This window comes from Pseudoxanthomonas sp. LjRoot127 (assembly GCF_964253495.1).
Taxonomy (GTDB): Bacteria; Pseudomonadota; Gammaproteobacteria; order Xanthomonadales; family Xanthomonadaceae; genus Pseudoxanthomonas_A.
In genome coordinates this window covers 132,737-156,950 of record NZ_CAXUQR020000002.1, presented here as the reverse complement: position 1 = coordinate 156,950, position 24,214 = coordinate 132,737, and the positions used below count along the sequence as shown (strand labels likewise).

At 64.5% G+C, this 24,214-nt stretch carries 24 protein-coding genes; 3 read left to right on the top strand and 21 right to left on the bottom strand.

Annotated elements, in window-relative coordinates:
* Positions 1-2 precede the first annotated feature (2 nt).
* Genes ACSQ19_RS19620 through ACSQ19_RS19605 form a run of 4 tightly spaced genes read right to left on the bottom strand, consistent with a single transcriptional unit; the run spans position 3 to position 3,064 of the window.
* Entirely contained in the window at positions 3-851 is an 849-nt protein-coding gene (locus ACSQ19_RS19620) for a hypothetical protein (RefSeq protein ID WP_436001408.1), read from the bottom strand.
* Positions 851-1,978 (bottom strand): hypothetical protein, encoded by a 1,128-nt coding sequence (locus ACSQ19_RS19615; RefSeq protein ID WP_436001406.1) that lies wholly within the window; start codon positions 1,976-1,978, stop codon positions 851-853. The genes ACSQ19_RS19620 and ACSQ19_RS19615 overlap by 1 nt, the downstream gene beginning before the upstream one ends.
* Positions 1,975-2,577, bottom strand: a complete 603-nt coding sequence (locus ACSQ19_RS19610) for a hypothetical protein (protein ID WP_436001404.1) — start codon at positions 2,575-2,577, stop codon at positions 1,975-1,977. The genes ACSQ19_RS19615 and ACSQ19_RS19610 overlap by 4 nt, the downstream gene beginning before the upstream one ends.
* Positions 2,570-3,064 (bottom strand): type IVB secretion system protein IcmW, encoded by a 495-nt coding sequence (locus ACSQ19_RS19605; protein WP_436001402.1) that lies wholly within the window; start codon positions 3,062-3,064, stop codon positions 2,570-2,572. The genes ACSQ19_RS19610 and ACSQ19_RS19605 overlap by 8 nt, the downstream gene beginning before the upstream one ends.
* Positions 3,065-3,138: 74 nt before the next feature.
* Between ACSQ19_RS19605 and ACSQ19_RS19600 the strand changes: the two genes are divergently transcribed.
* Both ACSQ19_RS19600 and ACSQ19_RS19595 read left to right on the top strand, forming a co-directional pair.
* Positions 3,139-3,387: a hypothetical protein gene (locus ACSQ19_RS19600; RefSeq protein WP_436001400.1), complete on the top strand. Its 249-nt coding sequence runs from the start codon at positions 3,139-3,141 to the stop codon at positions 3,385-3,387.
* 2 nt (positions 3,388-3,389) lie between these two features.
* Positions 3,390-5,693, top strand: coding sequence for a DotA/TraY family protein (locus ACSQ19_RS19595; RefSeq protein WP_436001398.1), 2,304 nt, complete (start codon positions 3,390-3,392; stop codon positions 5,691-5,693).
* Positions 5,694-5,759: 66 nt separating this feature from the next.
* On the opposite strand, the gene ACSQ19_RS19590 is transcribed toward ACSQ19_RS19595, so the two are convergent.
* From ACSQ19_RS19590 to ACSQ19_RS19580, 3 genes are all read right to left on the bottom strand, one after another.
* Entirely contained in the window at positions 5,760-6,035 is a 276-nt protein-coding gene (locus ACSQ19_RS19590) for a hypothetical protein (RefSeq protein ID WP_436001396.1), read from the bottom strand.
* Between the two features lie 231 nt (positions 6,036-6,266).
* Positions 6,267-6,659 (bottom strand): hypothetical protein, encoded by a 393-nt coding sequence (locus ACSQ19_RS19585; protein WP_436001394.1) that lies wholly within the window; start codon positions 6,657-6,659, stop codon positions 6,267-6,269.
* Between the two features lie 61 nt (positions 6,660-6,720).
* Positions 6,721-7,314, bottom strand: coding sequence for a hypothetical protein (locus ACSQ19_RS19580; RefSeq protein ID WP_436001392.1), 594 nt, complete (start codon positions 7,312-7,314; stop codon positions 6,721-6,723).
* A 134-nt stretch (positions 7,315-7,448) separates the two neighbouring features.
* Here ACSQ19_RS19580 and ACSQ19_RS19575 point away from each other — a divergent pair, with 134 nt between their 5' ends.
* Positions 7,449-8,096 carry a hypothetical protein gene (locus ACSQ19_RS19575; protein ID WP_436001390.1) on the top strand — a complete coding sequence of 216 codons (648 nt, stop codon included), beginning with the start codon at positions 7,449-7,451 and terminating at the stop codon, positions 8,094-8,096.
* A 100-nt stretch (positions 8,097-8,196) separates the two neighbouring features.
* On the opposite strand, the gene pilM (ACSQ19_RS19570) is transcribed toward ACSQ19_RS19575, so the two are convergent.
* From pilM (ACSQ19_RS19570) to icmT, 14 genes are all read right to left on the bottom strand, one after another.
* Complete coding sequence (pilM, locus tag ACSQ19_RS19570) at positions 8,197-10,389, bottom strand: type IV pilus biogenesis protein PilM (protein WP_436001388.1); 2,193 nt, start codon at positions 10,387-10,389, stop codon at positions 8,197-8,199.
* Between the two features lie 227 nt (positions 10,390-10,616).
* Positions 10,617-12,881, bottom strand: a complete 2,265-nt coding sequence (pilM, locus tag ACSQ19_RS19565) for a type IV pilus biogenesis protein PilM (RefSeq protein ID WP_436001386.1) — start codon at positions 12,879-12,881, stop codon at positions 10,617-10,619.
* Between the two features lie 121 nt (positions 12,882-13,002).
* Positions 13,003-13,872, bottom strand: a complete 870-nt coding sequence (pilV, locus tag ACSQ19_RS19560; RefSeq protein WP_436001384.1) for a shufflon system plasmid conjugative transfer pilus tip adhesin PilV — start codon at positions 13,870-13,872, stop codon at positions 13,003-13,005.
* The gene (locus tag ACSQ19_RS19555) at positions 13,872-14,834 is read right to left on the bottom strand and encodes an ATPase, T2SS/T4P/T4SS family (protein WP_436001382.1); all 963 of its coding nucleotides are present in this window, start codon (positions 14,832-14,834) and stop codon (positions 13,872-13,874) included. Before ACSQ19_RS19555 ends, pilV begins: the two co-directional genes overlap by 1 nt.
* Before the next feature lie 9 nt (positions 14,835-14,843).
* Positions 14,844-15,392, bottom strand: a complete 549-nt coding sequence (locus ACSQ19_RS19550) for a type 4 pilus major pilin (protein WP_436001380.1) — start codon at positions 15,390-15,392, stop codon at positions 14,844-14,846.
* Positions 15,393-15,427: 35 nt separating this feature from the next.
* Complete coding sequence (locus ACSQ19_RS19545; RefSeq protein WP_436001378.1) at positions 15,428-16,516, bottom strand: type II secretion system F family protein; 1,089 nt, start codon at positions 16,514-16,516, stop codon at positions 15,428-15,430.
* An 11-nt stretch (positions 16,517-16,527) separates the two neighbouring features.
* Positions 16,528-18,108: a GspE/PulE family protein gene (locus ACSQ19_RS19540; protein WP_436001376.1), complete on the bottom strand. Its 1,581-nt coding sequence runs from the start codon at positions 18,106-18,108 to the stop codon at positions 16,528-16,530.
* 17 nt (positions 18,109-18,125) lie between these two features.
* Complete coding sequence (gene pilP / locus ACSQ19_RS19535) at positions 18,126-18,614, bottom strand: type IV pilus biogenesis protein PilP (RefSeq protein ID WP_436001374.1); 489 nt, start codon at positions 18,612-18,614, stop codon at positions 18,126-18,128.
* Positions 18,604-19,947, bottom strand: a complete 1,344-nt coding sequence (gene pilO2, locus ACSQ19_RS19530; protein WP_436001372.1) for a type 4b pilus protein PilO2 — start codon at positions 19,945-19,947, stop codon at positions 18,604-18,606. Before pilO2 ends, pilP begins: the two co-directional genes overlap by 11 nt.
* A gap of 7 nt (positions 19,948-19,954) precedes the next feature.
* A complete protein-coding gene (locus tag ACSQ19_RS19525) occupies positions 19,955-21,652 on the bottom strand; it encodes a PilN family type IVB pilus formation outer membrane protein (RefSeq protein WP_436001370.1) in 1,698 nt (565 codons plus the stop codon).
* Positions 21,653-21,656: 4 nt separating this feature from the next.
* Positions 21,657-22,439: a toxin co-regulated pilus biosynthesis Q family protein gene (locus ACSQ19_RS19520; RefSeq protein ID WP_436001368.1), complete on the bottom strand. Its 783-nt coding sequence runs from the start codon at positions 22,437-22,439 to the stop codon at positions 21,657-21,659.
* A complete protein-coding gene (locus ACSQ19_RS19515) occupies positions 22,436-22,981 on the bottom strand; it encodes a hypothetical protein (RefSeq protein WP_436001366.1) in 546 nt (181 codons plus the stop codon). The genes ACSQ19_RS19520 and ACSQ19_RS19515 overlap by 4 nt, the downstream gene beginning before the upstream one ends.
* The gene (locus ACSQ19_RS19510; RefSeq protein WP_436001364.1) at positions 22,978-23,967 is read right to left on the bottom strand and encodes a hypothetical protein; all 990 of its coding nucleotides are present in this window, start codon (positions 23,965-23,967) and stop codon (positions 22,978-22,980) included. Before ACSQ19_RS19510 ends, ACSQ19_RS19515 begins: the two co-directional genes overlap by 4 nt.
* Positions 23,967-24,209, bottom strand: a complete 243-nt coding sequence (icmT, locus tag ACSQ19_RS19505) for an IcmT/TraK family protein (RefSeq protein WP_436001362.1) — start codon at positions 24,207-24,209, stop codon at positions 23,967-23,969. Before icmT ends, ACSQ19_RS19510 begins: the two co-directional genes overlap by 1 nt.
* Positions 24,210-24,214 lie beyond the last annotated feature (5 nt).

Below are 24,214 nucleotides of genomic sequence, written 5' to 3'. Positions count from 1 at the left end.
GGCTATTCGGTTTCAAGCCGGCGCGTGCGCTCGGCCATGATGCTGTTGAGGGAATACGCGGCTGCCGACAGCGCCGCCTGATCGGCGATCGTCAGTGCGTCAGCGGCGCGAGCCTGGGGCGTATCGGTTCCCGCCTGGGCACGCAGGTGCTCGTTGCCGACCACGTTCTGCACGTAGTCCAGGGCGGCCTGTCGGCCTTCATCGGAGTAGGTCTTGCCCGCGATCGGGTTCAGCACGCTGGCAACGTTGACGTCGGCGTACTCCATGCCCGGTGCTGCGGCCTGGGCACAGACGCCAGCGTCGACCTGGCGCTGCGAGCACCACTTCTGGTGGCGCGCCACCGTGGCAGCGCTGGTGGACTCGAAGCGGTCGGACACCAGGGAGTCGGCGTGGATGCGCCCGTACTCGCGCACGGCCTTGCGCACCGTGACATCCTGGTCACCCAGCATCAGCGCGCTGGTGATCGTCTCGTCGAACGAGGCGGCCTCCACGGTGGCCATCACCGCATCGCCGGTCTTCTCCTGGATGTAGAGCTGGCTCTCAGCCGCGATCTTGCCTTCGGTGAGCACCCGCGTGCTCGCGGTCTGCTTGCCCAGCTCCTGGAGCCACTGCCCCATGCCCTGGTCCCAGTTGTACATCGGACCGGTCTGCAGATCCGTCACAATCGTGGTGACAGAAGAGGTGATCGCTCCGACGACAGCATTGCCGGCCGCTACGAAGGCGTTGTAGCCCACCTGCGCCCACGGATCACAACAGGTGAAGGCAGCATCAGCATCCAGCGCAGCGGTCAGGCCTGCGCTGAGAATGACGCCACCACCGGCACCTACGAGGATCGCGCGAATCCGGCTCATTACTGCGACTTCGCTGCCGCAGCGCGAGCCTTGGCCAGGCGCTGTTCGGAATCACGCTTGATGTCGGTGGCGATCTGGGCGGCCAGCATGGTCTCCATGCGCTCTCCCTGCTCGTACATCATCATCTGCAGGTACAGGTCGAAGGCCATCATCTTGTTGGCCTCGCGCAGCTGGTTCACTTCGCCAAAGCCCGGCCCGACGATCATCTTGTACCAGTTCGGGTCCATGAAGCGCCCATTGGTCTGCGCCTTCATGAGCTGCATCTGGGACACGTCGGCCACGTTGAGGTTGGCCTGAGATCCCAGTCCCGGCACCTTGCGGCGCATCGCAATCGAGTTGGACAGCGACAGCGAGGCGGCCGAGAGCTTGCTCTGCTCCATCAGCTGGCCGGCGACGAAGGCACGGCCCTGCGGCGTCTTCTCCCAGCCCTTGGGCACGTTCTGCGTCGGCACCGCATTGACGACGTTGTTGAGGTACGCCACGGCGCCTTCGTACTGGTCATTGGACAGCACGTCGCGACCGAGGATGTTGTCGGCGCGAACGTCGGCATTCTGCAGATCCGCCGTCGCTGCGGTCTTGCAGCGGCCCAGCGCGACATCGCGCTCGGAGCAGAACTTGTCGGCGTGCGTGCGGAACACCTTGTCCACGGCGCCGGCCGTGTTGCTCGTATAGAGCGTGCGCTCCTGCAGGCCCTGCATCAGGCCACGGGTGGTCTGCACGGTGCTCTGGGCACCGTCACCCACCGCCGATGCGGCATTGGCCTCGAAACAGGCGCGGGGCGACAGTGCGAAGTCCATGGCGGCCTGCCCGCGCTTGTCCTCCATGTACAGCGCAGCACTGGCTTGGACAGCCCCCTGCTCGAAAGTCTTCTGCGAAGCCGTCTGCTTGCCGAGCTCCTGCACCACCTGGCCCAGGCCGCTACTGATGTTCTGGTTGATCTGGTTCAGGATCAGGGTGATCGATGAGGTCGACGAGGCGATGGCCGACACCACGGAGGCACCGGCTGCCTGTGCGCCGGTGGCTGCGGCAATACCGTCACCGCAGCACGCGGTCGACGGCGAGGTGGCGAAGTAGGTGCCGACGCCCAGCATCGTCACCAGCCCGAGAGCGATCGAGGTGCGCTTCATTTGCAATCCTTCCCCGTGCAGGTGCCGCCATTGCCGCCCCAGTTGACCAGGCCGCCGGTGTTGCTGGAGCCGACGCTGCCGGTGCCGTTGCCATTGACGTTCCCGGTGACGTTGCCCAGGTAGCCGTTGTTGCCGTTGACGTTCACCGACCCGCCGCCGGCGGTGCTGGCGCCGATCTGGACGCCGTCAATGGTGCCGCTGTAGCTCAGATTGCCGCCGCTGTAGGACAGGCCGCGCTCTGCCAGCGCTTCGTTGAGCGTGCGGTTGAAGCGATCGGCGGCTGCCGAGCATTCCCGCATCAGCAGGTCTTCGCCCAGCTTCTGCAGGATGGGCTGCAGGGCGCCCATGTTCAGCATGCCCATCGGGATCTTGTTGTACTGCACGATCAGCTGCAGACACGCCTTGGTCGCATCGTCGAAGGTGCGCGACGGGTTGCGCTTGGGCACGTACACCTTGATCGCCGTTTCCAGTGCGCCAGCGGCGCTCTGCTGGATCTCGTTGCACACGGCCTGCTTGGTGGCCGGGTCCAGCGCCAGGGCGGGGGCTGCGCTGAATACGCAGATCAGGAAGGCCGCAAGGCCGGGGAGCATCCTACGCATGCTGGGTTTCCTCACGATGTTGTCTGATGACGGCGGCGAGCTTGCTCATCGCCTGGGGGTCGAAAACGTTCTTCAGGAACGGCTGGTTCTGGAGCATCCGCAAGCGCTGGAGCAGCGTGGCCACAAGTGCCTTTTCGGAGATGCCGGCGCGTACGGCGCGGCCGTCGCGCTGCAGCAGCGCCTCCACCAGGTGGGTGCCGGCGCCCGGCTGGACGTTGTCCATCCACTGCAGCAGGCGCACGGCCTTGGACGAGCTGATGTAGACCAACAGGAACAACAAGCGCCCCTGGTCCATGCGCTCCAGCGCGTGCGCGCCGCCGGGCTGGCTGAGCGCCCGCCCCAGCTTGACCAGACCCATGGCAACGGCAGGAGACCCATCAAGGGTCCAGTCCTCCGTTGCCTGCATGTCGTCGAACAGCTGGGCCAGGCCGGGATCGGCCTTCTGCCAGTGCTCCCGGACCTGCTGGTGATCCAGATCAAGAATCATTGCTTAACTTTGATTGGAGTATGTTTGTAAAGTATCATCCGGGTAACCGGACGGGTCAATACCCAATCACACACATGCTCAAGATGATCCGCAGCTTCCAGCCTGCAGTTCCACCCGCCAACGCGGGTGCGACGGTCGCTGTCCGGACGCCTGCTGTGACCCCCGCCCCGGCCCCCGCTCAAGCGCCCGAGCCGGCGCGCCGGCCGGGCAGCTGGAACGACATGACGACCAAGCTGCTCAACCGCCTGTCCGAAGTTGAACAGGCTCCCACCCTGAACAGCCTGCCTCCGCCCTCGCAGGCGCCCGACGCGCCAAGGAATTGACCATGCGGCCCACCCGCCTGATGACCCTGTTTACCCTGGTCGCGGCCAGCGCCACGGCCAGCGCCCAGCAGCAACAGCAGGACCCGCGCTTCTGGAGCCCGCCGGCGGACGATTCCTCGCTCAGCATCCTGCGAGAGGTCTTCGGCAACGTCGTGGACTTCGTGGTGGGCAACGGAGCGGCAGACCTCGGCTCCAACGGTACCGTCATCGGCGCAGGCTTCGAGGTGTTCAACACCGCGGTGCTGTTCCTGGGCATGATCTTCGTGGCCTACAGCACGATCATGGCCGTGGTGAACACCGCCCACGATGGCGAGTTTCTGGGCAGGAAGATGAGCTCGATCTGGGTGCCGCTGCGCACCGTGGGCGGTAGTGCCCTGCTGCTGCCCCTTGCCGGTGGCTTCAGTCTGATCCAGATCCTGGTGATGTGGCTTGCTGTGCAAGGCGTGGGCATCGGTGACCGCGCGTGGACAGCCATGCTGGACCGCGTCGACCAGACCGGCATGATCAATCACGCCAACATCCCGAACGCGCGGCCGCTGGTGGCCAACATCCTGCGGTTCGAGGTCTGCCGCCAGGCGATGAACAAGCAGTATGCCGAGGCTGAACGCAGCGATCGCATCGTCGTCAAGGAAACCCGCGGCGCCATCACCTCCATGGTCCCCACCGATCGCATCGACTCGGGCATGGGCAGCACGACGCCGGCGGCGTTCGGTATCAACTACGCCCCGATGTCGATCCCCACGGTGACCTACTCCTGGTCGGCCACCGATGGCAGTTACATGCGACCGGACGTCTGCGGCAGCATTACCTGGGAAGAGAGCCCGGAGTCGCAGAAGGGCAATGCGCGCTACCTGGACGTCAAGAGCATCCATAGCGCACACAGCGCCGCGGTGAAGGAAGTCATCGCCGCCATGTCGCCGATCGCCAAGCAGATCGTGGACGGCAACAAGCCCAATAGCGACGCCATCATGCAGGCGGCCTACCAGTACGAGAATCGCATCCGTGCCGCCTCGCGCACGGCGGTGACCAATGCCAATACCGCCAGCAAGAACGCGTTCGTCGAGTACGCCAAGACCGGCGGCTGGGTGAACGCCGGCGCGTACTACAACCACATCATCTCGCTCAATGACGCCGTGCAGCTGTCGGTCAACTCGCTGCCTACCTCCAAGGCCTCCGACATCAGCGAGAAGGAATCGGCCGACACGCTGGTGGGCTACGCCGATGCCATGGCGGTGACCGAAGAGTTCCTGAAGGAACGCTCGCACGCCACGCATGCGGCCTACAAGGATGAACTGCGTTTGGACGTCAACGCATGCTCCGACCCGCTGCCGTCGACGTGGGAGGACATCCGCAAGTGCCTGTCCCAGCCCTCGCTGATCGGCATCGAGATGATCACCCAGAACATGGCGGGCAGTAACACCTCGCACGTCAGCCAGGTCAAGGCGATTGGCGATGTCATCATGGCCGTGGCCTGGACCAACGTTGGCGCGTTGGCCGTCGCTGGCGGCCTGGCCGACGCGAAGGGCATCGACTGGACCGTGGGTGTGGTCTTCAGCCTGAAGGGCGCCCTGAGCCAGGTCGGCTTCATGATCAACGCCGCTTCGCTGGCGCTGCTCGCCGCTGGTGCCATGATGGCCTTCTACATCCCGATGATCCCGTTCATCGCGTGGATCTCCGGCATCATCAAGTGGGTCGTCTCCGTCGCCGAGGCAATGGTTGCCGCGCCCATCTTCGCTGCGGCGCACATCCATCCCGATGGTGATGACGCAGTCGGCCGTGCGGGTCCGGGCTACATGCTCATTCTGTCGGTGGTGACCCGACCGATCCTGATGCTGTTCGGTCTGATCCTCTCGATCGGCGTGGCCCAGCCGATCTCCCACCTGGTCAACGGCGGCTTCATGCTGGCGACCAAGGGCGCCATGCACGACAGTGCAAATGGCATTGGCGCGCTGGTCGCTTTCGCCATCATCTACGGCATCATCCAGACCACCGTGCTGCACGCGGTCTTCTCGCTGATCAACTACATCCCGGATGCCACCTTCCGCTGGATGGGCAGCGCGGTCGGCATGCACGGCATCGCCGATGGCGAAGCTCGCGAGTCCCAGAGCGTGTTCGCCGGCGCCGCAAGCCACAGCCGTACCGTCATGCCGCACGGCGGCGGTGGCGGCGGCAAGGGCGGCCCCTCACCTGGCGGCGGCGGCGGTGGAAGCGGCGGTGGCGGCCAAGACGGCGGACCGACCACCAGCCACAACGACCATGCACAAACGGCGCCGGCCAACGCTCCTACACGGGACGGCAGCAACTGAAGAAGCCTGCCTGCAAAGGATGACCCCCGACCGCCCCCAGAAATGGGGGCGAGTCGTTTGCGGGGTTCATTCCACCGGCTGCCTGGAATCATCCTCCTGACCCGCATGCTCCAGGGACTCCATCCATTCGGCGAGCACACGCGCTGATGCGAACCGGCCTCGACGAAGAGGATGCAGGTAGGTGCGGACTGGAATCTTCCCCCGCTGCACGGCCTTCCTGAAGGATTCGGCCGTCTTGTAGCCCAACAAGGTTCGGAGATCCGCACCACCGATCTCGGCACCGAACCTGCTGGTCAGCTTGTCTTCCAGCTGCTCGATCCGGGATTGTCTGGCATTGGCCATCGCAGTCACCCTCTTGTGGGGACCGAATCCTACTGCCCGCACGCTGGCACGTAACAGCCAACCGATTTTTCAAAACCGGTACCAGGGACTGAGCGTGACAACAACGGACTGATCGACCACCTCAGGGCGGCTCACTGCGCACCCGTGCGCAGCACAACGCCCTCATGCGCGGATGCCAGAAACGACTCGCCCCCATTTCTGGGGGCGGTCAGCAAGTCTTGGGATCGCAGATCAGCCGCGATGGATGAGATCTTCGGTCTCGGTATGCTCGATCCACAACCCGGTACCGCGCAGCCGGCGATCGACCTCGTCTCTGTTCGCTTCACGTACGACTTCAACGTCGCCAAGTTTGGTCTTGGCGTCGTGCTTCCTCAGCTCAGCCTGCAGCGTCTGCAGCGCTTCACGATTGACATCGTTCTGGAGGGTGCGCACCGTCAACCGATCCTTGGTGCGCTGCAGCTGGTCCTCTGCCTGCGCCAGGCGGCGCTCCAGGTTCTGCGCGTGCACCATCCACTGGTCCGCCCGCACATTGGCATCGTTCGCATTGCGCGTAGCGCGCCGTGCAGCGATGTCGTTGCTGAAGCGCTCCTGCTGCTGACCTTGCTGGAACTCGTAGTAGCTCATAAAGACCCCTGTCCTTGACAACCACACTACGGCATGCTTGCCGCCGGCGTCAAATCAGCCTTCAGGCTGCCGCCGCAGCGGGACGCAGGTCACTGAAATGAACGCCTCGGGTCGGCTCCGGCCGCGGGAGCTTGCACCCCGTGCGCGTCATGTCGGCGACCGCCGCGGCACGGGTGGCCAGCGGCAGGCCCTTGAACAGCTGGCCGCTCAGGCCCGCGTCGATCTGCTCCTGCGAGCGTTTGGTATGCCTGAACTCGATCGCATCGAGCTTCAGGCCGAACAGCACGTCGAACAGGTCCCGATCGCACTTGTAATCGTAGGACCGGCCATCGGTCATCATGCGCAGCTTGTTCGGCTTCAGCTGGCCATCGTGCACGTTCACCGCGGTGTCCAGGCTGACGTACACGTAATCGTTGGGCCGCATGCAGCGCACCAGCGCGTCCAGGCGCAGCTTGCGACGTCGATGGGCCTTGGCATGCATGTAGATACCCGGCATGACCCGGTGAACGATGCCGGCGCTGACGTGCCGATGCATCATGACCTTCATGCCCGCCGAGTAGTCGTCGAAATAGTCGCGAAGCTCACCGATGCTGACCATCCAGGCGTCTCTCTCTGCGAACAGGTCCATTGCCTGGGCGAGCTGCTGCTGATCCATTCCGTGAGGTCTCCTGGTACGTGGTCACACTTTGGGGTCTTCCCGTTAACCACTTACGTACTAGTGTAGAGGTTAACTTTCGTTAGTGTATAAATCCGCGATGCTTGCCGCAACCCACACCAGGATGCGGCGCAATGCGCAACACCTCCCTGCTCACTGCAGCACTGCTTGCCTGGGGCATCAGCCCCGCCCCGACACACGCTGTTGAACACGCCAGCGAGCTCACCGCCGCCAACGCCTTCCAGGTGCGCGTGCCGACACCGCGTGGCCCGTCCGGCCCGATCGACTCCTGGGTCGTGGAGACCATGCTCTCCCAGCCGGGCCAGACCAAAGCCGAGTTCATCCACGATGTCTCGCGCTTCCTGGATGGCTGGACGATGCGAACCAACGTCGAGGCCTGCGCCCAGATCTCCGTCTCGCCGCAAGGCGATCAGTTCGGCGTCCGCATCCTGACCCAGAAGTCGCAGGTCAACTGCATGACCGGCAAGGACATGGTGCCGTTCGACTTCATCAGCACCGGCGAGAGCATCCACTCGCACCCCAACGTCGAAGGCGGCCGTGTCGTGCTCAACGAGTATTCGGCCAAGCTGCTCTCGCTGCTGACCGGCGAGCGCTACCGCAAGGGCGCATCGCTGACGATCCCCTCGCCTGAGAACTTCAGCTCCACCGACTACGAAGGTGGCCGCGGCTTCCTGGTGGCCGAGGGCCGGCTCAAGCATCAGCACGGCGTGGGAACCGAAGAGGACCTGGGCGAGATCCGCGCCAGCTTCGCTGGCCCCTGATCACAGCAGACAACCCAACAAGAAAGGGCGCCCCAGGGCGCCCTTTTCTATTGCCTCGATCGGACGAAGAGAAAGGGCGCCGCGAGGCGCCCTTTCCTGGTCAGCTGCAGGTGACGTGCACGTAGCTGCGATAGTTGTTTGCCTGGCACCAGTTCACGTCGCCATAGCGCGCAGGATTGCCTGAGCAGAATGACCCTATAGCCGCGTCTCTGGCCACGTTACCCTTCGGATTCGCGTTGGCACACGTCGCGTCGTAATTCGTGCGAATGGCATTGGGATCGTAGTAGGGCTGTCCCGTTGGCGAGCAGATGGCCTCGCAGCTGGCGAAGGCTTCGTACGCGTTCTCGAAGTAGTAGTCACAGGCATGGCTACCCTGCCCCATCACGCAGTCCATGTTGAAACTGGAATTGATCATGACCCGTCCGATGTCGGACGCGGTCTGGCAGCTGTTGGGATCACCATAGCCGGTCGTGTAGCCATACGACTGGTTCTGGTTGACCTGGCCGCCGTACTGCGGGTCGTAGTTGCTGTAGCTGGTGTAGACCTGGTGATCCAGCGCGTACTGGAACGCGGAGATCTGCGAGGCGGACATGCCGCCGGACCACGGCGTGGTGTCCGACGAGCTGGAAAAGCCGTTGTTGGTCCACATCGTCCGCCACGCGACACCGCGCATGGTGTTCCCCGCGCTGCAATGCTGCACCACTGCCTGGCAGGTGTTGCTTTCGCCCTGCTTTGCGCCGGTGTCGCTCCATCCGCTCCACCCGGTGTCGGAAATCGCCGGCGCCGTCTGCGTGCCTGCCGGACAGTTCTGCGAGGTGGTGCGGGACTGCACTTGCTGCTTCTGCCACGTCCAGCTGCCGGTCTGGCCAGACGGGCACGATTGCGAGGCGCCCACCCACTGGTAGTTCTGCTGGGTAGACGTGGCCTGGCACGCCGTGCAGCTGCCAGCCTGGTTGCGGGTGGTGCCGGTGTCCGACCAGCCCGTCCAGGCCCCATAGATGGGGGCCGGCGGCGAGGTGCCTCCAGCCGGGCAGCTGTAGCTCACGCTGCGGGACCGCACCTGCTGGCGCTCCCAGGTGCGCAGCCCATACTGGCCTGCCGAGCAGGACTGCTGCGTGCCCACCCACTGGTACTCGTACTGCGTGGTGGGCGCAGGACACGTCGTACAGGCAGCAGTGCTCAGATTGCGCGTAGCGCCTGTGTCAGCCCAGCCGCTGAACGCCCCATACGTGGGGGCGGGCAGCGTCGCTGTACCCGCCGGACAGCTGTAGGAGACGGTGCGGTTGCGCGTCTGCTGCTTCTCCCACGAGGTGGTGCCGTAGGTGCCGGCCGGGCAGCCCGCCCCGCTGGCGCCAACCCACTGCGTCTGCGCCTCATTCGTAGGCGAGGGGCAGCTTGTGCACGAACCGGTGTTGTTGCGTGTCGAGCCGTTGTCTGTCCAACCACTCCACGCGCCATAGGTCGGCGGCGGCACGGTGGCCGTGCCTGCCGGGCAGTTGTAGCTCACCGATCGCGTGCGCGACTGCTGCTTTTCCCAGCTCAGGCCGCCGTACTGGCCGGCGGCGCAGGTCGCCGAGGCTCCCACCCATTGCGTGCCGGTCTCCGTGGAGCCGGCCGGACAGTTCACGCAGGTGCTGCTGGCCACTGTCCAGGCAGGTGCGGACCAGCCGGAGTAAGACCACTGCAACGCGCCATTCGGCGTAGGGCACGAAGCCACTGCGGTTCGCTCGCGCGTGCGCGTCAACGTCTGCGAGCCCGCCTGCCCGGCGGGGCAGTTGCCCGTGGTGGTCTCCGGCGAGGTCTCGATCGTGGACTCGCGATCGGGGACCACACAGTTCGGATCGCCCGCATCCAGGCGCATCACGAACGAGCCCACCGGCGCGGCGGCAGGCGCCGGCAAAGCGTCATCGCCTGTCCCAGGCTGGACGATGCGGTTGGAGGCGTTCTTCACGCCGCAGACGATCGAGTCCCCGCACTTGCGGGCAATCTCGTTGCCATCGGCCAGGCTCTTGGGGGTGAAGTAGACGTAAGCCACGCCGCCGGTGACGTAGTTCGTCACGGTCGGCTCCAGCTGCAGGAACGCCGGCACGTTGGCCTGCGCTCGCGTCAGCGTGCCGGTGAGGCTTGGATCGTTCCGGGCGGCCGTGCTGACGTAGTTGGCGTAGGTTTTGACGTGGTCGGACAGGAACACGACCTCATCGTTGTGCGCCTTGCGCTCAGTCGCGACGTAGGCCGCGGTGCTGCCGCCGGCCAGCGCCACCATCAGGATGACGATCAGGAGATTGCCGTTCATTGTTGCTCCCGCAACAGGGGAATCATGTGGACGAAGTGACTTGGGATCGCACCCCCACCCCGGGGGCTATGCAACTTCCGTCAACCTTTTGACGCCGAGTGTTAACCCACTGCTCACCTGAGTATGGGTATCGACTTTCATTATGGTATCTGTCCAGTAGGGGGCGCGCAACGGAAACGGGCCCCTTTCGGGGCCCTCCGTCCAACCAGGTTTAGCCGCCCGCCAGCTCAGCTGCAGGTGACGTGCACGTAACTGCGATAGTTGTTGACGTGGCACCAGTTCACATCGCCATAGCGCGCCGGGTTACCGGCACAGAACGCGCCAATGGCGGAGTCTCGGGCGGCACTGCCCTTGGGCGATGCCGCCGTGCACGTCGCGTCGTGCAGTGTCCTGATCGCATTCGGGTCGTAATAGGGCTGTCCCGTAGGCGAGCAGATGGCTTCGCAGCTGGAGAAGGCCTCGTAGGCCTGCTCGAAGTAGTAGTCACAGGCGTGGCTACCCTGCCCCATGACGCAGTCCATGTTGAAGCTCTGGCTGATCATGACGCGCCCGATGTCGGACGCGGTCTGGCAGGCGTTGGGGTCACCGTAGCCGGTGGAGTAGCCGTAGCTCTGGTTCTGGTTGATCTGGCCGCCGTACTGCGGATCGTAGTTGTTGTAGCTCGTGTAGGTCTGGTGATCCAGCGCGTACTGGAACGCGGAGATCTGCGAGGCGGACATGCCACCGGACCACGGCGTGGTGTCCGACGAGCTGGAGAAGCCGTTGTTGGTCCACATCGTCCGCCACGCGACACCGCGCATGGTGTTGCCTGCCGTGCAGTGCTGAGGCGCCGAGGTGCAGGTGTTGCTCTCGCTCTGGCGTGCACCTGTGTTGCTCCACCCGCTCCAGCCCGTGTCGTTCACCGGCGGAGCCGTAAGCGTTCCGGCCGGACAGTTCTGCGAGGTGGTGCGACTCTGGACCTGCTGCGCCTGCCAAGTCCAGCTACCCGTCTGGCCCGCAGGGCACGACTGCGAAGCGTTCACCCACTGGAAGTTCTGACTGGTTTGCGTGGCCTGGCACGCCGTGCAGGCCCCCGCCTGGTTGCGCGTAGCGCCCGTATCGGTCCAGTCGCCCCAGTCCTCGACAGGGCGCGGCTGACCGTTGCCGCCGGTCGGGCGACCTTCGCTGCTCGTGGCACTGGCCATCGCCTTGGCGCCCGCGGACGACTTCACTTGGGCGGCGGCGGCCGCCGGGCACGTGTTGTACCCCAGGCTGCGCGATCGCACCTGCTGGCGCTCCCACGTCCGCTGGCCGTACTGACCCGCGCTGCAGGTCTGGGAAGACGCCACCCAGCGGTACTCGTACTCCATGGCAGGCGGCCCATTACATGGGGCGCACGTGCTTTCGTTGTTGCGCATTGCGCCGGATTCGGCCCAAGGACCAGACGGACCGTAGGTCGCCTCCGGCATCGCAGATCCACCGGAACACGTGAACGACACCGGCCGCGTGGCGATCATCTCCTTTTCGTACGAGATGGTGCCGGTCTGGCCGATCGGGCACGAACCGGTCACCTTCACCCACTCGCGCTGCGTGTCCACGCCTGGCGGCGGACACGTCGTGCAGTTTCCTGCCTCGTTACGCCGCGTTCCCGTTTTGGCCCATGCCGACCAACCCGTCGTCGTGGGCGAAGGCATCGTCGTGGTGCCTGCAGGGCAGCTGAAGGCCGTCGTCCGGGTCTGAGTCTCTTCGGCCTCGTAGAACAGAGCGCCGAACTGGCCTGCAGGGCAACCTTCCTCCACGCCCACCCACTGCGTGTTCGTCTCAGTCGACGGCGACGGGCACGTGGTGCAGGAACCGCTGTCAACGTTCCAATCCGATACCGACCAGCCGGTGTAGGACCACTGCAGCGGCCCGTTGGGATCTGGGCAGCTGGCCAGCGCGTTGCGCTCGCGTGTCCGCGACAGCGATAGCTGGCCGACCTGGCCCGCAGGACAGTTCTGCGTGTCCGTTTCGGTGGTGCTCTCCACCGTGGACTCACGGTCGGGCACCACGCAGTTCGGGTCGCCCGATTCGAGCTTCATGACGAACGCACCGACCGGCACGGCCGCCGGCGCCGTCTGCGAGGCATCGCCCGAACCTGGCTGCACGATTCTGCGGCTGCCATCGGCCACGCCGCACAGGATCGAATCGCCGCACTTGCGCGCAATCTCGTTGCCATCGGCAAGCGAGGAAGGGGTGAAGAAGACGTAGGCCACGCCTCGATCCACATAGTTGCCGATCGAGGGATCGAGCTCCAGGAACGCCGGTACGTTGGCCTGCTCACGCGTCAGCGAACCCACCAGGCTGCGGTTGTTCCGCGCCGCGGTGGACACGTAGTTGGCGTAGGTCTTGACGTGATCCGACAGGAACAGGATCTCGTCATGGTGCGCCTTGCGCTCTGTCACCACGTAGGTGGTCGTGCCGGCGCCAAAGAGGATCGTAAGCAGCAGCACGATGAGGATATTACCGTTCATTCACGACCCCCGGACGCTCAATAACTTTCGTTATTGTATGTTGTCGGAGATTATGTTTAAACATGCAAAAAAGGAGCGGATGTCCGCTCCTTTTTATTCTCCCTAGCGCGCTTGGGAGGGGTCAGGTACCAGCCAGGCGCCACACACCGCTCACGCACGAGAGCAGGTTGCCCGCCGAGTTGCGCGCCAGCAGCCCATTGGGCGAGCACGCCGCCCCCGCCGTGGCGAAGGCCTGCAGCTCGATGTACTCGCCGGCGGAAATGCGGCCGGTGCTGTACACGCGGGCTGCGTTGCGCAGCTCGTTGCCACCCATGTCCAGGTTCACGCCCATGCGGTTGAGCTCCGGACGTCCCGCCACGCTGGTGCGGTGGACGTAGCTGCCGCTGGCCGCCTGGTCGGCCGTTTCCTTCAGGAACAGCGCCAGCACCGGGTGCCCGGCGCCCGGCACGGTCGCAGAACCGCCGCAGGCGCTCATCGTCTTGGTCCAGCTGCCGAATGCGCCCTGCGCCACGCCCGTTGCGTCATTGACGTAACCACCGGCGATGCCGAGGCTGTTGGCGATCGCCAGCAGGCTCTTGCCAGCGATGACCTGACCGTTGCGGTAGTACAGCGTGCCATCGAGCACACCGGCCGTGGGCTCGCAGACGACGATGACTGGCGTCTGGCCGTAAGGATTGAGCACCGGCACGTTCGCATCGATATAGCCGCCCGCCAGCAGCGTAGCGTGCGTGATGGTCACCGGCGATGTCGGGCCGGCACTGGCGATGATCGAAGCGCGATTGTCCGCCACGTAGTTCAGCGCGCCGTCCATCAGGCGGCTGGCATGGCCGATCGTGGCGTTCTGCAGAATGCTCTCTGCGTACTCCACATAGCCGCGGATGGCGCCCACCGTGAGCACGGCGGCTACGAGCAGCGTCACCGCCATCTCGATGATGGTGAAGCCGCCTTGCTGGCTGCGGGATGCGCGCTGTTGCTTCGAGCTGCGATTCATCAGGGGTTCCTCGCTCCGTGGATCTGGGCGTGCTTCTGGTTGTGGATATCTTGGGTCAGGCTGCCAACCCGATCAGGGTCGGAGATCTTCTGCCTGATACTCGCCTCTTCATTGCCTCCGACCACCAGGCACTCGAAGGTCATGAGCATCTTCCTGTTGTCGGCACCCATGCGCGTCACGCGCTGATGGATCACTGCCGCCAAGCCTTGCGAGATGAGCTGCTGTGGGTTGCGCATGCCGCCCAGCGCGGCGAAGGTGGACAGCTGGGTGATCGCGTCCACCGGGGTCTTGGCATGAATCGTCGATATGACCGTCGTTCCGACGTTCGTCTGATTCACCGCAACCGCGCCCGTTTCACCGCAGCGGATTTCGCCGATCAGAAGCTCGCTGGTGGAGGTTCGCTTGGCCAACTGCAGCTGCTCCCGGAACCCGCCATTTCGGCGCGTAACAGGCACCTGGATGCAGCGTCCGTGGCCATGCACGCCATTGAGGTCGTACTCCGGAGGCTGCTCCAGCGCCAGGCCGAAGCTGCCATGCACCTTCAGGCGCTCAATGAGCAGCGCCGTCGCCGTGGTGGTCTTGCCGCTTCCCATGTCACCGCTAATCAGGATCAGCCCTTTGGTGGTGGCCGCCAGCACGTGCTCAAGCACATGCTTAGGCAGCGCCACCTTCTCCAGCGGCCACACCGCCGGCTCCACCTTTCGCAGGAACAACACGGGATCGTCCTGCAGGTCATGCATACGAGTGACGCGGTAGATCACGCTGTCATGCGTGTGCGCACATTCGTCGTCGCCGGCAGCGTTGAGCTTGTCCTGCACGGCGACACGAAGCGCGTTCACCTCTTCGTGATACTCATCGGGCACGGGTACCCGGGGCGCATGCGCCCCGGCACCGGCCTTCACATCTGCGAAGTCGCGACCGATGTACAGGTCCACGAACTTCAGCTCACGAAGCAATGCCATGATCTTGGATCAGCTCAGGCTGGAGAAGACCAGGACGTTGGTGGCGGCGTTGCAGCCCGCGGTCGCAACCGTGGCGGTGACTTCGCCCGTCACCACGGCGCCGCCGCCCGGCTTGGTCGTCATGGCACCACCCTTGGAGACCTTCTGCGCCAGCTCGATGCACGCGGACTGCGGCACGTTGTTGTAGGTCAGCGAGTAGCCGGCGCCGGTGCTGGCGATGGTCACCGTGCCGCCCCAGCTGTTGGTCAGCACGCCGCCGCTGTAGGCCATGTTCTTCGGCAGCGCATCCATCGCGGCCAGCGTCGGCAGCAGGCTGGTGCCCGTGGTGCCGTAGCCGGCCGTGCCCTTCAGGTTCTTGGTCTGGTTGTACAGCGAGGTGATGTTCTGCATCTCGGTGGTGTTCTGGCTGTCGCCCCAGAGCTTGGAGCCCTGGGTGGCGGCCAGGGCGATCACCACGGCTGCCACCAGCAGCACGATCGCCAGTTCCAGGGCGGTGAAGCCGAACTGCTTCTTCTTCAGGTTCGGGTTGGTGCGGGAGATGTTGGTACGGGTCGACATTGCTCTGCTCCTAGCAGTTGTTGCGTTTCGGTTGACTATCGGTAGCTGGCTTCGACGGCATCTTTGATGCCCTGGGTACCGCCTACGATGCAGAGCATCGTCCCTCCCACGGCAATGAGGGCCACCGTCAAGAACACCCTCATGGTTTTCTGCACTTTGCTCACGGACTTCTCGATCCATTCGTTGGCGTAAGTCGCAAGCGATTCCTCGAACCCCTGGCGGTTGCCAAGCGCCTTGACCAGGCGAATGGCTTCCTTGTCCGGGAAGTCGTATCCGGCGTACTCCAGCGCGGCGCCCAGGTTCTTGCCGTCGTTGGTACCGGCAATGGCGCCACTGATGCGCTCGTACATGTAGGGCGTGGCCACCTCTGCCATACCCGTCAGAGCATCGTGCAACTTGATCTTGTGCCGGATCTGGCCGGCGATCGTCAGCAGGAAGATGGCCCCGCTCATCGCGCGGTACGTATCGAATCCCGGCAGCTTGTCCAGGTAGTACCGCAGCGTGCCGGTCAGGCGCGGCAGCGCATACACGAAGGCGAACAGACCGACCACGGTCAGGATGACGACTGGAATGCCGAACAGGCTGACGAACTTGGCCATGTAGTACAGGACCGTCGCCGGGCCGGACCAGTGCTGGGGATCGGCAGCGCTCACCAGCGCCGGCACCAGCTTGGCCTGTACCACCCACAGCAGGAAGCCCAGGTTGAGGAACAGCACGATCGGGTACGAAGCACCCATCAGCACGGCCGAGAGCATCTTGCCCTTGGCTTCGGCCACCTTCGTGGCTTCGGCGAAGGCCTTGAGCAGATCGCCCGACTGTTCACCCGCGTTGAGGATCGCGTACTCATCGAAACTGACGTACATGCGAATGGCGTCGCTGAAGCGCGAGCCGTTGGAAACCTGGCCGCTCACGTGCGACAGGATCGCGGCGATGGCGCGCTTTGGCTTCTTGCCGGCGTCGCTGTGGACGTTGTAGAGCTCGTCCAGCGCCTCGCGAAGCAGCTGGCCCGACTTGAGCAGGATGCCGAGCGTACGGTAGAGCTCTTTGCGCTTGTCGGTGCTGAAATCGAACTTGCGCAGCGCAATGTCCACGCGCTCGACGAACGACGCGCTGGAAGCGTCCATGACAGCGGCCATCAGGCAGCCCTCGCGTTGAGTTGAGGCTCATCATCGAGAAGACCGATCATCTTCTCGCCGATATCCGGGTCAACCAGGCCAGCCTCGATCTTCATCGCCAGGTGGTCCAGCTTGGTGATGCCATGCATTTCCTTGCGCCAGTAGTCACGCGCGAAGGCGGCACCCTGCTCGTTGTAGATCCGCATGAACTCCAGCGTCGGTGCGATGACTTCCGCCACCACCGTGCGACCCTTGCAGCCGGTGCCATGGCAGTTCTCGCAGCCCTGGCCCCGCACGAACACGCCCTTGACGTCGCAGCGCGCTTCCACGCGCTCCACAAGCGCCTTCGGCAGGTTCGGCCTGGCGCTGGCCCAAGGCACTTTGCAGTCCTTGCAGAGCAGGCGCACCAGCCCCTGGTTGATCAGTCCGGTCAGCACGCGCGGATCGGTGAAGATGTCTCGCTCCAGATCCCACGTGCCCAGGCGCTGCAGGATCGCCACCGCATCGTTGGCGTGCAGCGTCGTCCAAACGCCGTGGCCGGTCAGTGCTGCCTGCAGCACTACCTGGGCGGAGGACTGGTCGCGCATTTCGCCGACCATGACGACGTCGGGGTCGACGCGGAGAATGCCCTTCAGGCGCTTTTCCCAGCCATCGCTGTGCACCGGCACTTGGCTCACGCCACGCATGCGCTGTTCCGGCGGGTTCTCCAACGAGAACACCTTCAGCTCGCCGGCGAAGTTCTTGACGATGCTCTCCATCATCACGGCCAGACCCGTGGTCTTACCGCTACCGGTCGGACCACTGAAGATGTTCACGCCCGTCTTCTTCTGGGTCAGGCGCTCGAAGACCTGGATCTGCTCCGGATGGAAGCCCAGGTCCTCCAGCGTCACCGTGCCAGTCGTGCGCGGCATCAGGCGCAACACCATGTCGAAGCCGCGATCGGTAGGGATGGTGCCGACACGGCAGCCGTTGAGCTCGGCACGGCTCAGGAATTCGGTCTTGATACGAGCATCCTGGACCTGCGTGGGCTCGAACACGGGCTCGGCGACGTCGGTCATCGACTGATAGACCGTACGGGCGAGCGTGTAAGCGTCTTCCCGCTTGGAAATGCGACGGATAAACGTCAGCGCGCCGTCGATGCGGTAGCGCACGTCGGCGCCATCGCCCACGACTTCGATGTGGATGTCGCTCACGCGCCGGCGAACGCCTTCAGCGAGCATGGACAGCACTTCGTCCTGACGGACGCTGGTTTCCTCGACCGTGATCGCCGAGGACACCTGCTCGCCTTCCAGGCGCACGATGACCTGCTGCAGGAAGCCACCATCGACGGACCTGACCTTCAGGTGCACGCCCTTGCGCTGCACCGAGTCCATGTACTCCAGGACTACCGTATCGATGCGCTTGGAGCTCTCCACCAGCAGTTCGCCGTCCTCGAACAGGATCAGCTGCCCCTGCAACGCGGCAGGAGCGGGGTGAGTCCCGCCCTGGCGGCTGAGCACGGACAGATCGCGCCAGCGCTCCTGCCAACCGGGCATGCTTTGCGCCGCGGCAGGCGCCGCATGCTTGGCGGGCAGTTCGATCACATTGCTGTCAGCGTTCACGTGCTCTCCGATGCGCTTCAGCGCAGGGCTGCAGGTGCGGCGGCGGGTGCCGGCGGCGGCAGAGGCGACGGCAGCGGAGCAGCCGGCAACACGGCCGGAGCTGCTACAGGCGCGGAGTCCTGGCCGCCCGGCATGCGGATCTGCCAGCGGCGACCGTGCTTGGTCAGCACGATGTCGTTGGCCGTCAGCTTGGCCACACGGTATCCACCGATGATCGGGTCGCCCTCGCGTACTTCGACGACAGCGCCGCCATCCAGAGCAAAACGGGCATAGAGCGTGCGCTCACCGCCGAAGATGCCCAGGAACACGGGCTCTGCGTCTGCAGAGGCCGATGCGGAGGGAGCTCCCTTGGCTTCGAGCAGCGAGGCTCGCGCCTTCTCCTGCTCGGCCTTGGCCTTGATCATGATCGTCTCGGATTGCAGGTCCGAGAGCGCGCCCACGGTCTGCGCGGACACCAGCGGCGACGCACAGAGCAGCGCCAGCATCAGCAGGGTCTTACTTGCCATAGATCTCTCCGGTAATGGTCCAGGTCAGCTCGGCTTGCTCGGCCAGCCGGGTTTCGATGCTGGTGACGTACAGGCCCGTGGTATCCAAGTCCGCAAGCAACGTGCGCGGCGGCAGCTTGGTCGTGATGGTGTATTGGCTGGTGCGCCAATCAGGCGATGCTGTGGGCGCATCGGAATTCGGGTCGGGGGTGAACAGCTTCTCGGTGTAGGTGAAGGCCACGTCCCCAGCACTGCCCAGGCCCTGCATGCGCGCCGTCAGCGCGACCAGCAATGCGTTGGCCTCGTTCAACTGCGCCGGCACGTTGACAGGAGCCTCGACCGGGAAACTGACTGTGCCAGCCTCACCCGCGTCGATGATCGTGGCGGCACTGCCCATGCGCGCATTCACCGCCTCGGCGAACTGGGCCACCGTCGTGGGCGCCACCGCGGATCGACGGTAGGTCGCCACCAGGCCAGCGTTACTGCACGTGGACTGGGTGAAGATCCAGCCTCCCAAAGACAGGGGCACGAGCTGTTCCGCGGACGCGCAGCCGCGTACGACCTCGATACCGGTCGGCGCCGTCAGCCATGGCTTGGTCAGCTGCTGCGCGTTGGCCTTGCGAACGCGCTCTTGCTCCGCCGCTTCCTTGGCCTTGAGCGCCAGCTCTTCCTGCTTGGCCAGCTCGGCCGCCGCCGCAAGGGCCAGCTGCACTTCTTCGCGATGCTTCATGTACGCGTACGCACCACCGCCGCCAGCGATCACCAGCAGCAGCGCAGCCACGCCGAGCGCGCCCTTGAGGCCGAAGCCGAAGTTGATCGGACGCAGGCGGTGTTCGGCCTTCATCCCCTTCGGCTTGACCAGATCCGTCAGCTTGATTTCCTTCTCGGCGTCGAAGCTGTCAGGCCCGTAGACCTTCTTCGCCTTGGAAAACTGGACGTCGTCGCCCAACAGCGCGAACGTCTCGCGCAGCTTGTTCTGCGCTTCCTCGCGGCCGAACACGTTGTCCAGGCCCGGCATGATGCTGCCATCGGGCAGAACGCAGACGACCGCGAACGAGTCCTCATCGATCTCGAACGCACCTAGCCAGGCGTTGCCCAGGTGGCCCGCCAGGAAGGCAGCGAGCGAGTAGCTGCCCTTCAGGTGATTCAGCCCCTTGGGTGCATAGCCGGCCTGCGAGACATTGCCGCGCCGGCGGATGGCGACCATGTCGAAGTTGTGCTTGCGGCCGTACTCGAAGGCTTCCTTCTTGTAGTTGCGCGCACGCTCCAGCTTTCGCCACACAAGACCGCTGGCGAACTTCACGCCATGGATGGTGAAGGTCTTGATGTTGGAGTTGGACATGGGGCCAGACATGACGGGATCAGACCTCCTGCACGATCGGCGTGATCATCACGACCAGCACTTCACGTGCCTTGCGGCCTGTAGCGCCACCGCCGAACAGCCAGAACTTCGAGTTGCCCACCCCGGAACGGCTGGCACTGTCCGTGCTCTGCTCGAAGCCGGAAAGCACCAGGGTTTCGCCCGAACGGATGCGAACCTTCTGGCTGAAGATGCGGCCGTCCACGTCCGGCATTTCGATCGCAGAGTTGCCCGACTCATAGCGGCGGATGTCGTTGAGCGAACTCAGGTTGAGCGCGAACTGCATCAGGATCGTGCGCTTGTCGGGCAGGATGTACGGCAACACGTTCATGTTGAAGCCCGTGGTGACCGTGCCGGGCGAGAGCGAGGTCGTCGAGCCGACGTCGTTGGTCAACGTCGTCTCCGAGCGCTCGATGAAGCCGCGCTGGTTGCCGATCTGGACCGGCACCGGCTCCATGTTCAGCGTGGTCACGCTCGGCTGCGTCAGCACTGACACGTTCCCCTGCTTCTCCAGGGCGCGCATGATGAGCTGGCTGCCCGCGAACGGGCTTCCCTGCAGGATGTTGACGGTGCCGGAAATGGCCTCGCTGTTGCTGGAATAGCCACTGGCAAGCTCGACACCAAACTGGTTGGAGATCGACTCCCACACCAGCTTCCAGTTGACGCCAAACTCACTGTCGTTGTTCAGCGTGACCGAAACAACTTTGAAGTTCAGCAACACCTGCAGGGTCGAGAACTCATTGTGAGTGCCGATGATCTCGGCGATGTTGTCCAGCACCTCGGGGCGGTCGGTGACGACGTAACCACCCATGCCTGGCGCCATGCGACCCACGTTTGGGGTCAGCATCGAGGTGATGACCTTGGCCATGTCGCCACCGGCGTCGGTCTTCAGAGAGACCGTCGTGGACTGGTTGCTGGTGGAGTTGCCAGATACGCCACCACTACCGCCACCCATGCCGCCGCCGCTACCAGCGCCGCCGCTCGACGCGCCAAAGGACGTGGAGCTTCCCGAGGAAACGGTCGAATCCATGCCCGTGACGGTGGGGATGGAGTAGGCCTGCATGAAGCGCGTTTCAACGAAGAAGATCGAAACGACCCCCTCCCTATAGCGCCACGAAAGGCCCAGCTTGGATGTGACGATATCCAGCAACGAGGTGACGTCACCCTTGAACTGTTCCTGGATCATCGTCGGCGACGCATTGCCGAACGATGCCGCACGCATCGAACCACCGGCGGACGGCAGGCCCGGCAGTGCGGGCAGTGCGGGAATCCCACCGGTCGCAGGCTGCGCAGCCGCTTGGGCCTGCGGCGGATTGATGTTGTATCCGTCCTTCAGCGCGACCAGGGCATCCTGGGTAACGCGCACCTGCAGCTTGCAATCCGGATTGCGCGAAAGCACCTGGGCGAAGCCCAGTACGTCCAGCGGGACGGTCGGGTTGAAGACGATGTTGCATGTCATCGGCAAGGTGCGGTCGCGGTTGAGGACCTTCGGCGCACCCACGCCGAAATAGCCGTCCTCGACGACACGCACGACGGCGCCGTTGTCGACGTTCGCGGTGCCCTGCCGCACATGGTTCAGCGTGGCACTTGCCGCTTCCAGATCACGCCGGACGAGCTGATCCGAATCCTTGATGTTCTGTGTGGTCTGGCAGCCAGCCAGCAATGTGGCCATCAGGCCGACGAAGAAGATGGAACGCATGGACTTACTCCGTGACGTGAATGACTTGCTGGCGGACGTACAGCACTGCCTTGGCAGGCCGCTTGGAATTTGCGTAGACCTGGAACACCTTCGTGATGGCGTTGGTCAGATCGCCATCGAAACTCATCAGGGCCGGGATCTCGTAGTCGACGCCGGCATCCCACACCACGGTCCACTGCTCGGTCGCGGCCCATTCCTCGACCACCGAACGCAGCGATCGGCCGCCGCGGGCGACCCACTTCTTGACCGGCGCTGCCGGTGCAGCAACCACCGTGGCCTGTGCAGTAGCAACGCCCGGAACGCTGGCCGTAGCCGGCGTGACGGTCACTGTCGCCAAAGTGGCTTTGGGAGCCGCAGCCGGGGCGGTGACGCTCACCTTCCGGCGCTCCCAGTCCACATCCGCGTACACGCGGGCATCGGTGGCCACTTCGACAAGCACATCGGTCCAGGGCTTGCCGCCCTGCCAGGAAATCAGGCGCGAAGCCTGAGCACCCTCGGCAACGTCCACCGACCACCCTTGCGGGGCTACCTGCTGGAAGACCAGCGAGAGCGGCAGGTCCTTGCCGAAGCCATGGCGCAGCTCCCGTCCCGGGCTGGCGCCGTATTCGCGTACCGCCGGACGGCCGCGCTGGAATCCGAAGTCATCGGTCGGCGTGTTGGTGGCCTGGGCGCCAACCTGGCCGGCCGGCTTCTTGGCTTCCTCCACGACACGGAAGCCCGCGTGTGCCGCCATGGGCGCCGCGGCGATAAGCGCCGTCAGACTGAACTTGAGAATGCGATTGATCATTGCGCCATTGGCCCTGTCGCTGTGCCCCGTACCCCGAGAAGTCCGCTCATTACCCTCTGACCCTGGGCCTTTGCGTCTCCTGCCGTGTTTGTGCCGTCCGCCTCGACGATCGCTGAACTGGATTCGTCTAAACTTTCGTTAGCGGATAATACTTCACTTCCGTTTGTTTGTGTATTGTCGGCGATGGTCTCTTCTGCATCCGTCGCCGGCACGGGCTGTGCAGCGACTGGGCGATCCTGAGGATCGATGTTGCCCCCTCCGTCCGCGCCCAGCTGTTGCAGCAGCGCTTTGATCTCCGGATCAGCGCCGGTCATGACGGCCGATCCGACCAGCAGACACCGCCTCAGGTACTCTCCTGCAACGCGACTGCCTGCCAGGCCCATCACTTCGTCGTAGGCATGCAGGAAGCGGCTCTCATCCGGGCCATTGGAATTCATCGTGAACTGCAACCGACGCGCGACCTTGGCGCGATTGCGCTCTGCAAAGGTCTGCACCGGCCTCGCCTGCACGTCCTCGGCTGCCACCGCGTGGTCATCTGTCATAGATCACCCGCCATGGCCAACAGCCCGAACTTGTGCATGCCCCGCGCATTGCTGTGCTCGGGCTCTTGCGGCACGGTTACCGCATCACCCCAGCTGCTCCGCAGCAGCTGCCCGAGCGGCGTGGCGCCGGGGCCGCACACCAACAGCATCGGCTTCTGCAGTACGTGCGCCTGGATCATCTGCTCGATGGCTTCGCCAGAGCTGCGTGCCAGGGCGGCGAATGCCGCTTCCAGTGATCCCACGCATGACCACACCGATCCTCGACGGTGGTACTGACCTTTCAGCAGCGCGTTGATCGCCCCGCGTACCGGCAGGTCATCGAGTGCATGCTTCTGCAGCAATGACTGGCCAAGCGCCATCAACGCCTCGCTCCAGCCGTGAGGCAGCTCGATGCGGCTGCCCGGCACCATCTCCTGCGTGGCGGCGTCGAAGGCAGCGAGCGTGGTGCCCCGGTGTGCGATGTCGACCACGACCACAGAGCTCACGTCCTGCGGTGGATCAAGCAGCTGGCCGGTGGGACTGAACGCCCAGTCCATGAAAGCCGCAACGGTTCGGGGTAGTACACGAACCTTCAGCGAAGGCAGAAGCGTCGTGTCGTCTGCCGACGTGGTCGGCTTCTCGAACGAACGCTGCACCTGGTCGACCAACGTGCTCGCCGCGTTGGCGTCGGTGAAGTAGTCCTTCATGGGCAGGGATGCCATCAGATGAACCGATTCACCTGCCCGAGCGCCAAGACTGCGGGCCGCAGCTGCGTGGACGCGGACCCGACGCGCCGGCGAGGTGATTTCCTCGCTGGGCACGACCCGCCTGGCGGCGCGCACGTGGTAGAGACCACCATCGGCAGTGAATACACCTGCGGTGAAACTGCCCTGCCCGTCTCCGTCGATCACTTCGTCGATGCCGGTTGCGCCGGACTGACCACTCAACATGGTCAGCGTCAGCGCCGCATCCACGTCGACGGCGATGCAGTGTGCGCCAGCGTCCATTACTGGCGCTCCTGCTTGTCGCTCCACCAGGGCTGCCCGACGCGAACGCGGCCGGCGGCCCAGCTGCGAAGGCGCCGGAGTCCGACCTTCAGGCTGTAGCCCTTGCGCTCCAGGAAGGCGAGCAGGAAGAACACGAAGATCGCCAGGATGAAGGTCCACATGCGCAGGTGGAACAGCATGAAGATCAGCGGCACGCCCGCCACGGCATCGAAGAACCACAGGCGTGTCGTTTCGGCGCTCATCCGCC

Excerpts from the sequence above, each read along its gene's own strand:
- ACSQ19_RS19575 (WP_436001390.1), top strand. The coding sequence starts at position 7,449 with ATGCGCAACACCTCCCTGCTCACTGCAGCACTGCTTGCCTGGGGCATC.
- ACSQ19_RS19590 (WP_436001396.1), bottom strand. The coding sequence starts at position 6,035 with ATGGCCAATGCCAGACAATCCCGGATCGAGCAGCTGGAAGACAAGCTG.
- ACSQ19_RS19615 (WP_436001406.1), bottom strand. The coding sequence starts at position 1,978 with ATGAAGCGCACCTCGATCGCTCTCGGGCTGGTGACGATGCTGGGCGTC.
- pilP (WP_436001374.1), bottom strand. The coding sequence starts at position 18,614 with ATGGCAAGTAAGACCCTGCTGATGCTGGCGCTGCTCTGTGCGTCGCCG.
- ACSQ19_RS19620 (WP_436001408.1), bottom strand. The coding sequence starts at position 851 with ATGAGCCGGATTCGCGCGATCCTCGTAGGTGCCGGTGGTGGCGTCATT.
- ACSQ19_RS19580 (WP_436001392.1), bottom strand. The coding sequence starts at position 7,314 with ATGGATCAGCAGCAGCTCGCCCAGGCAATGGACCTGTTCGCAGAGAGA.
- ACSQ19_RS19600 (WP_436001400.1), top strand. The coding sequence starts at position 3,139 with ATGCTCAAGATGATCCGCAGCTTCCAGCCTGCAGTTCCACCCGCCAAC.
- pilM (WP_436001386.1), bottom strand. The coding sequence starts at position 12,881 with ATGAACGGTAATATCCTCATCGTGCTGCTGCTTACGATCCTCTTTGGC.
- icmT (WP_436001362.1), bottom strand. The coding sequence starts at position 24,209 with ATGAGCGCCGAAACGACACGCCTGTGGTTCTTCGATGCCGTGGCGGGC.
- ACSQ19_RS19585 (WP_436001394.1), bottom strand. The coding sequence starts at position 6,659 with ATGAGCTACTACGAGTTCCAGCAAGGTCAGCAGCAGGAGCGCTTCAGC.
- pilO2 (WP_436001372.1), bottom strand. The coding sequence starts at position 19,947 with ATGTCTGGCCCCATGTCCAACTCCAACATCAAGACCTTCACCATCCAT.
- ACSQ19_RS19515 (WP_436001366.1), bottom strand. The coding sequence starts at position 22,981 with ATGACAGATGACCACGCGGTGGCAGCCGAGGACGTGCAGGCGAGGCCG.
- ACSQ19_RS19605 (WP_436001402.1), bottom strand. The coding sequence starts at position 3,064 with ATGATTCTTGATCTGGATCACCAGCAGGTCCGGGAGCACTGGCAGAAG.
- ACSQ19_RS19610 (WP_436001404.1), bottom strand. The coding sequence starts at position 2,577 with ATGCGTAGGATGCTCCCCGGCCTTGCGGCCTTCCTGATCTGCGTATTC.
- ACSQ19_RS19525 (WP_436001370.1), bottom strand. The coding sequence starts at position 21,652 with ATGCGTTCCATCTTCTTCGTCGGCCTGATGGCCACATTGCTGGCTGGC.
- ACSQ19_RS19510 (WP_436001364.1), bottom strand. The coding sequence starts at position 23,967 with ATGGACGCTGGCGCACACTGCATCGCCGTCGACGTGGATGCGGCGCTG.
- ACSQ19_RS19555 (WP_436001382.1), bottom strand. The coding sequence starts at position 14,834 with ATGGCATTGCTTCGTGAGCTGAAGTTCGTGGACCTGTACATCGGTCGC.
- ACSQ19_RS19545 (WP_436001378.1), bottom strand. The coding sequence starts at position 16,516 with ATGGACGCTTCCAGCGCGTCGTTCGTCGAGCGCGTGGACATTGCGCTG.
- pilM (WP_436001388.1), bottom strand. The coding sequence starts at position 10,389 with ATGAACGGCAATCTCCTGATCGTCATCCTGATGGTGGCGCTGGCCGGC.
- pilV (WP_436001384.1), bottom strand. The coding sequence starts at position 13,872 with ATGAATCGCAGCTCGAAGCAACAGCGCGCATCCCGCAGCCAGCAAGGC.
- ACSQ19_RS19520 (WP_436001368.1), bottom strand. The coding sequence starts at position 22,439 with ATGATCAATCGCATTCTCAAGTTCAGTCTGACGGCGCTTATCGCCGCG.
- ACSQ19_RS19550 (WP_436001380.1), bottom strand. The coding sequence starts at position 15,392 with ATGTCGACCCGTACCAACATCTCCCGCACCAACCCGAACCTGAAGAAG.
- ACSQ19_RS19595 (WP_436001398.1), top strand. The coding sequence starts at position 3,390 with ATGCGGCCCACCCGCCTGATGACCCTGTTTACCCTGGTCGCGGCCAGC.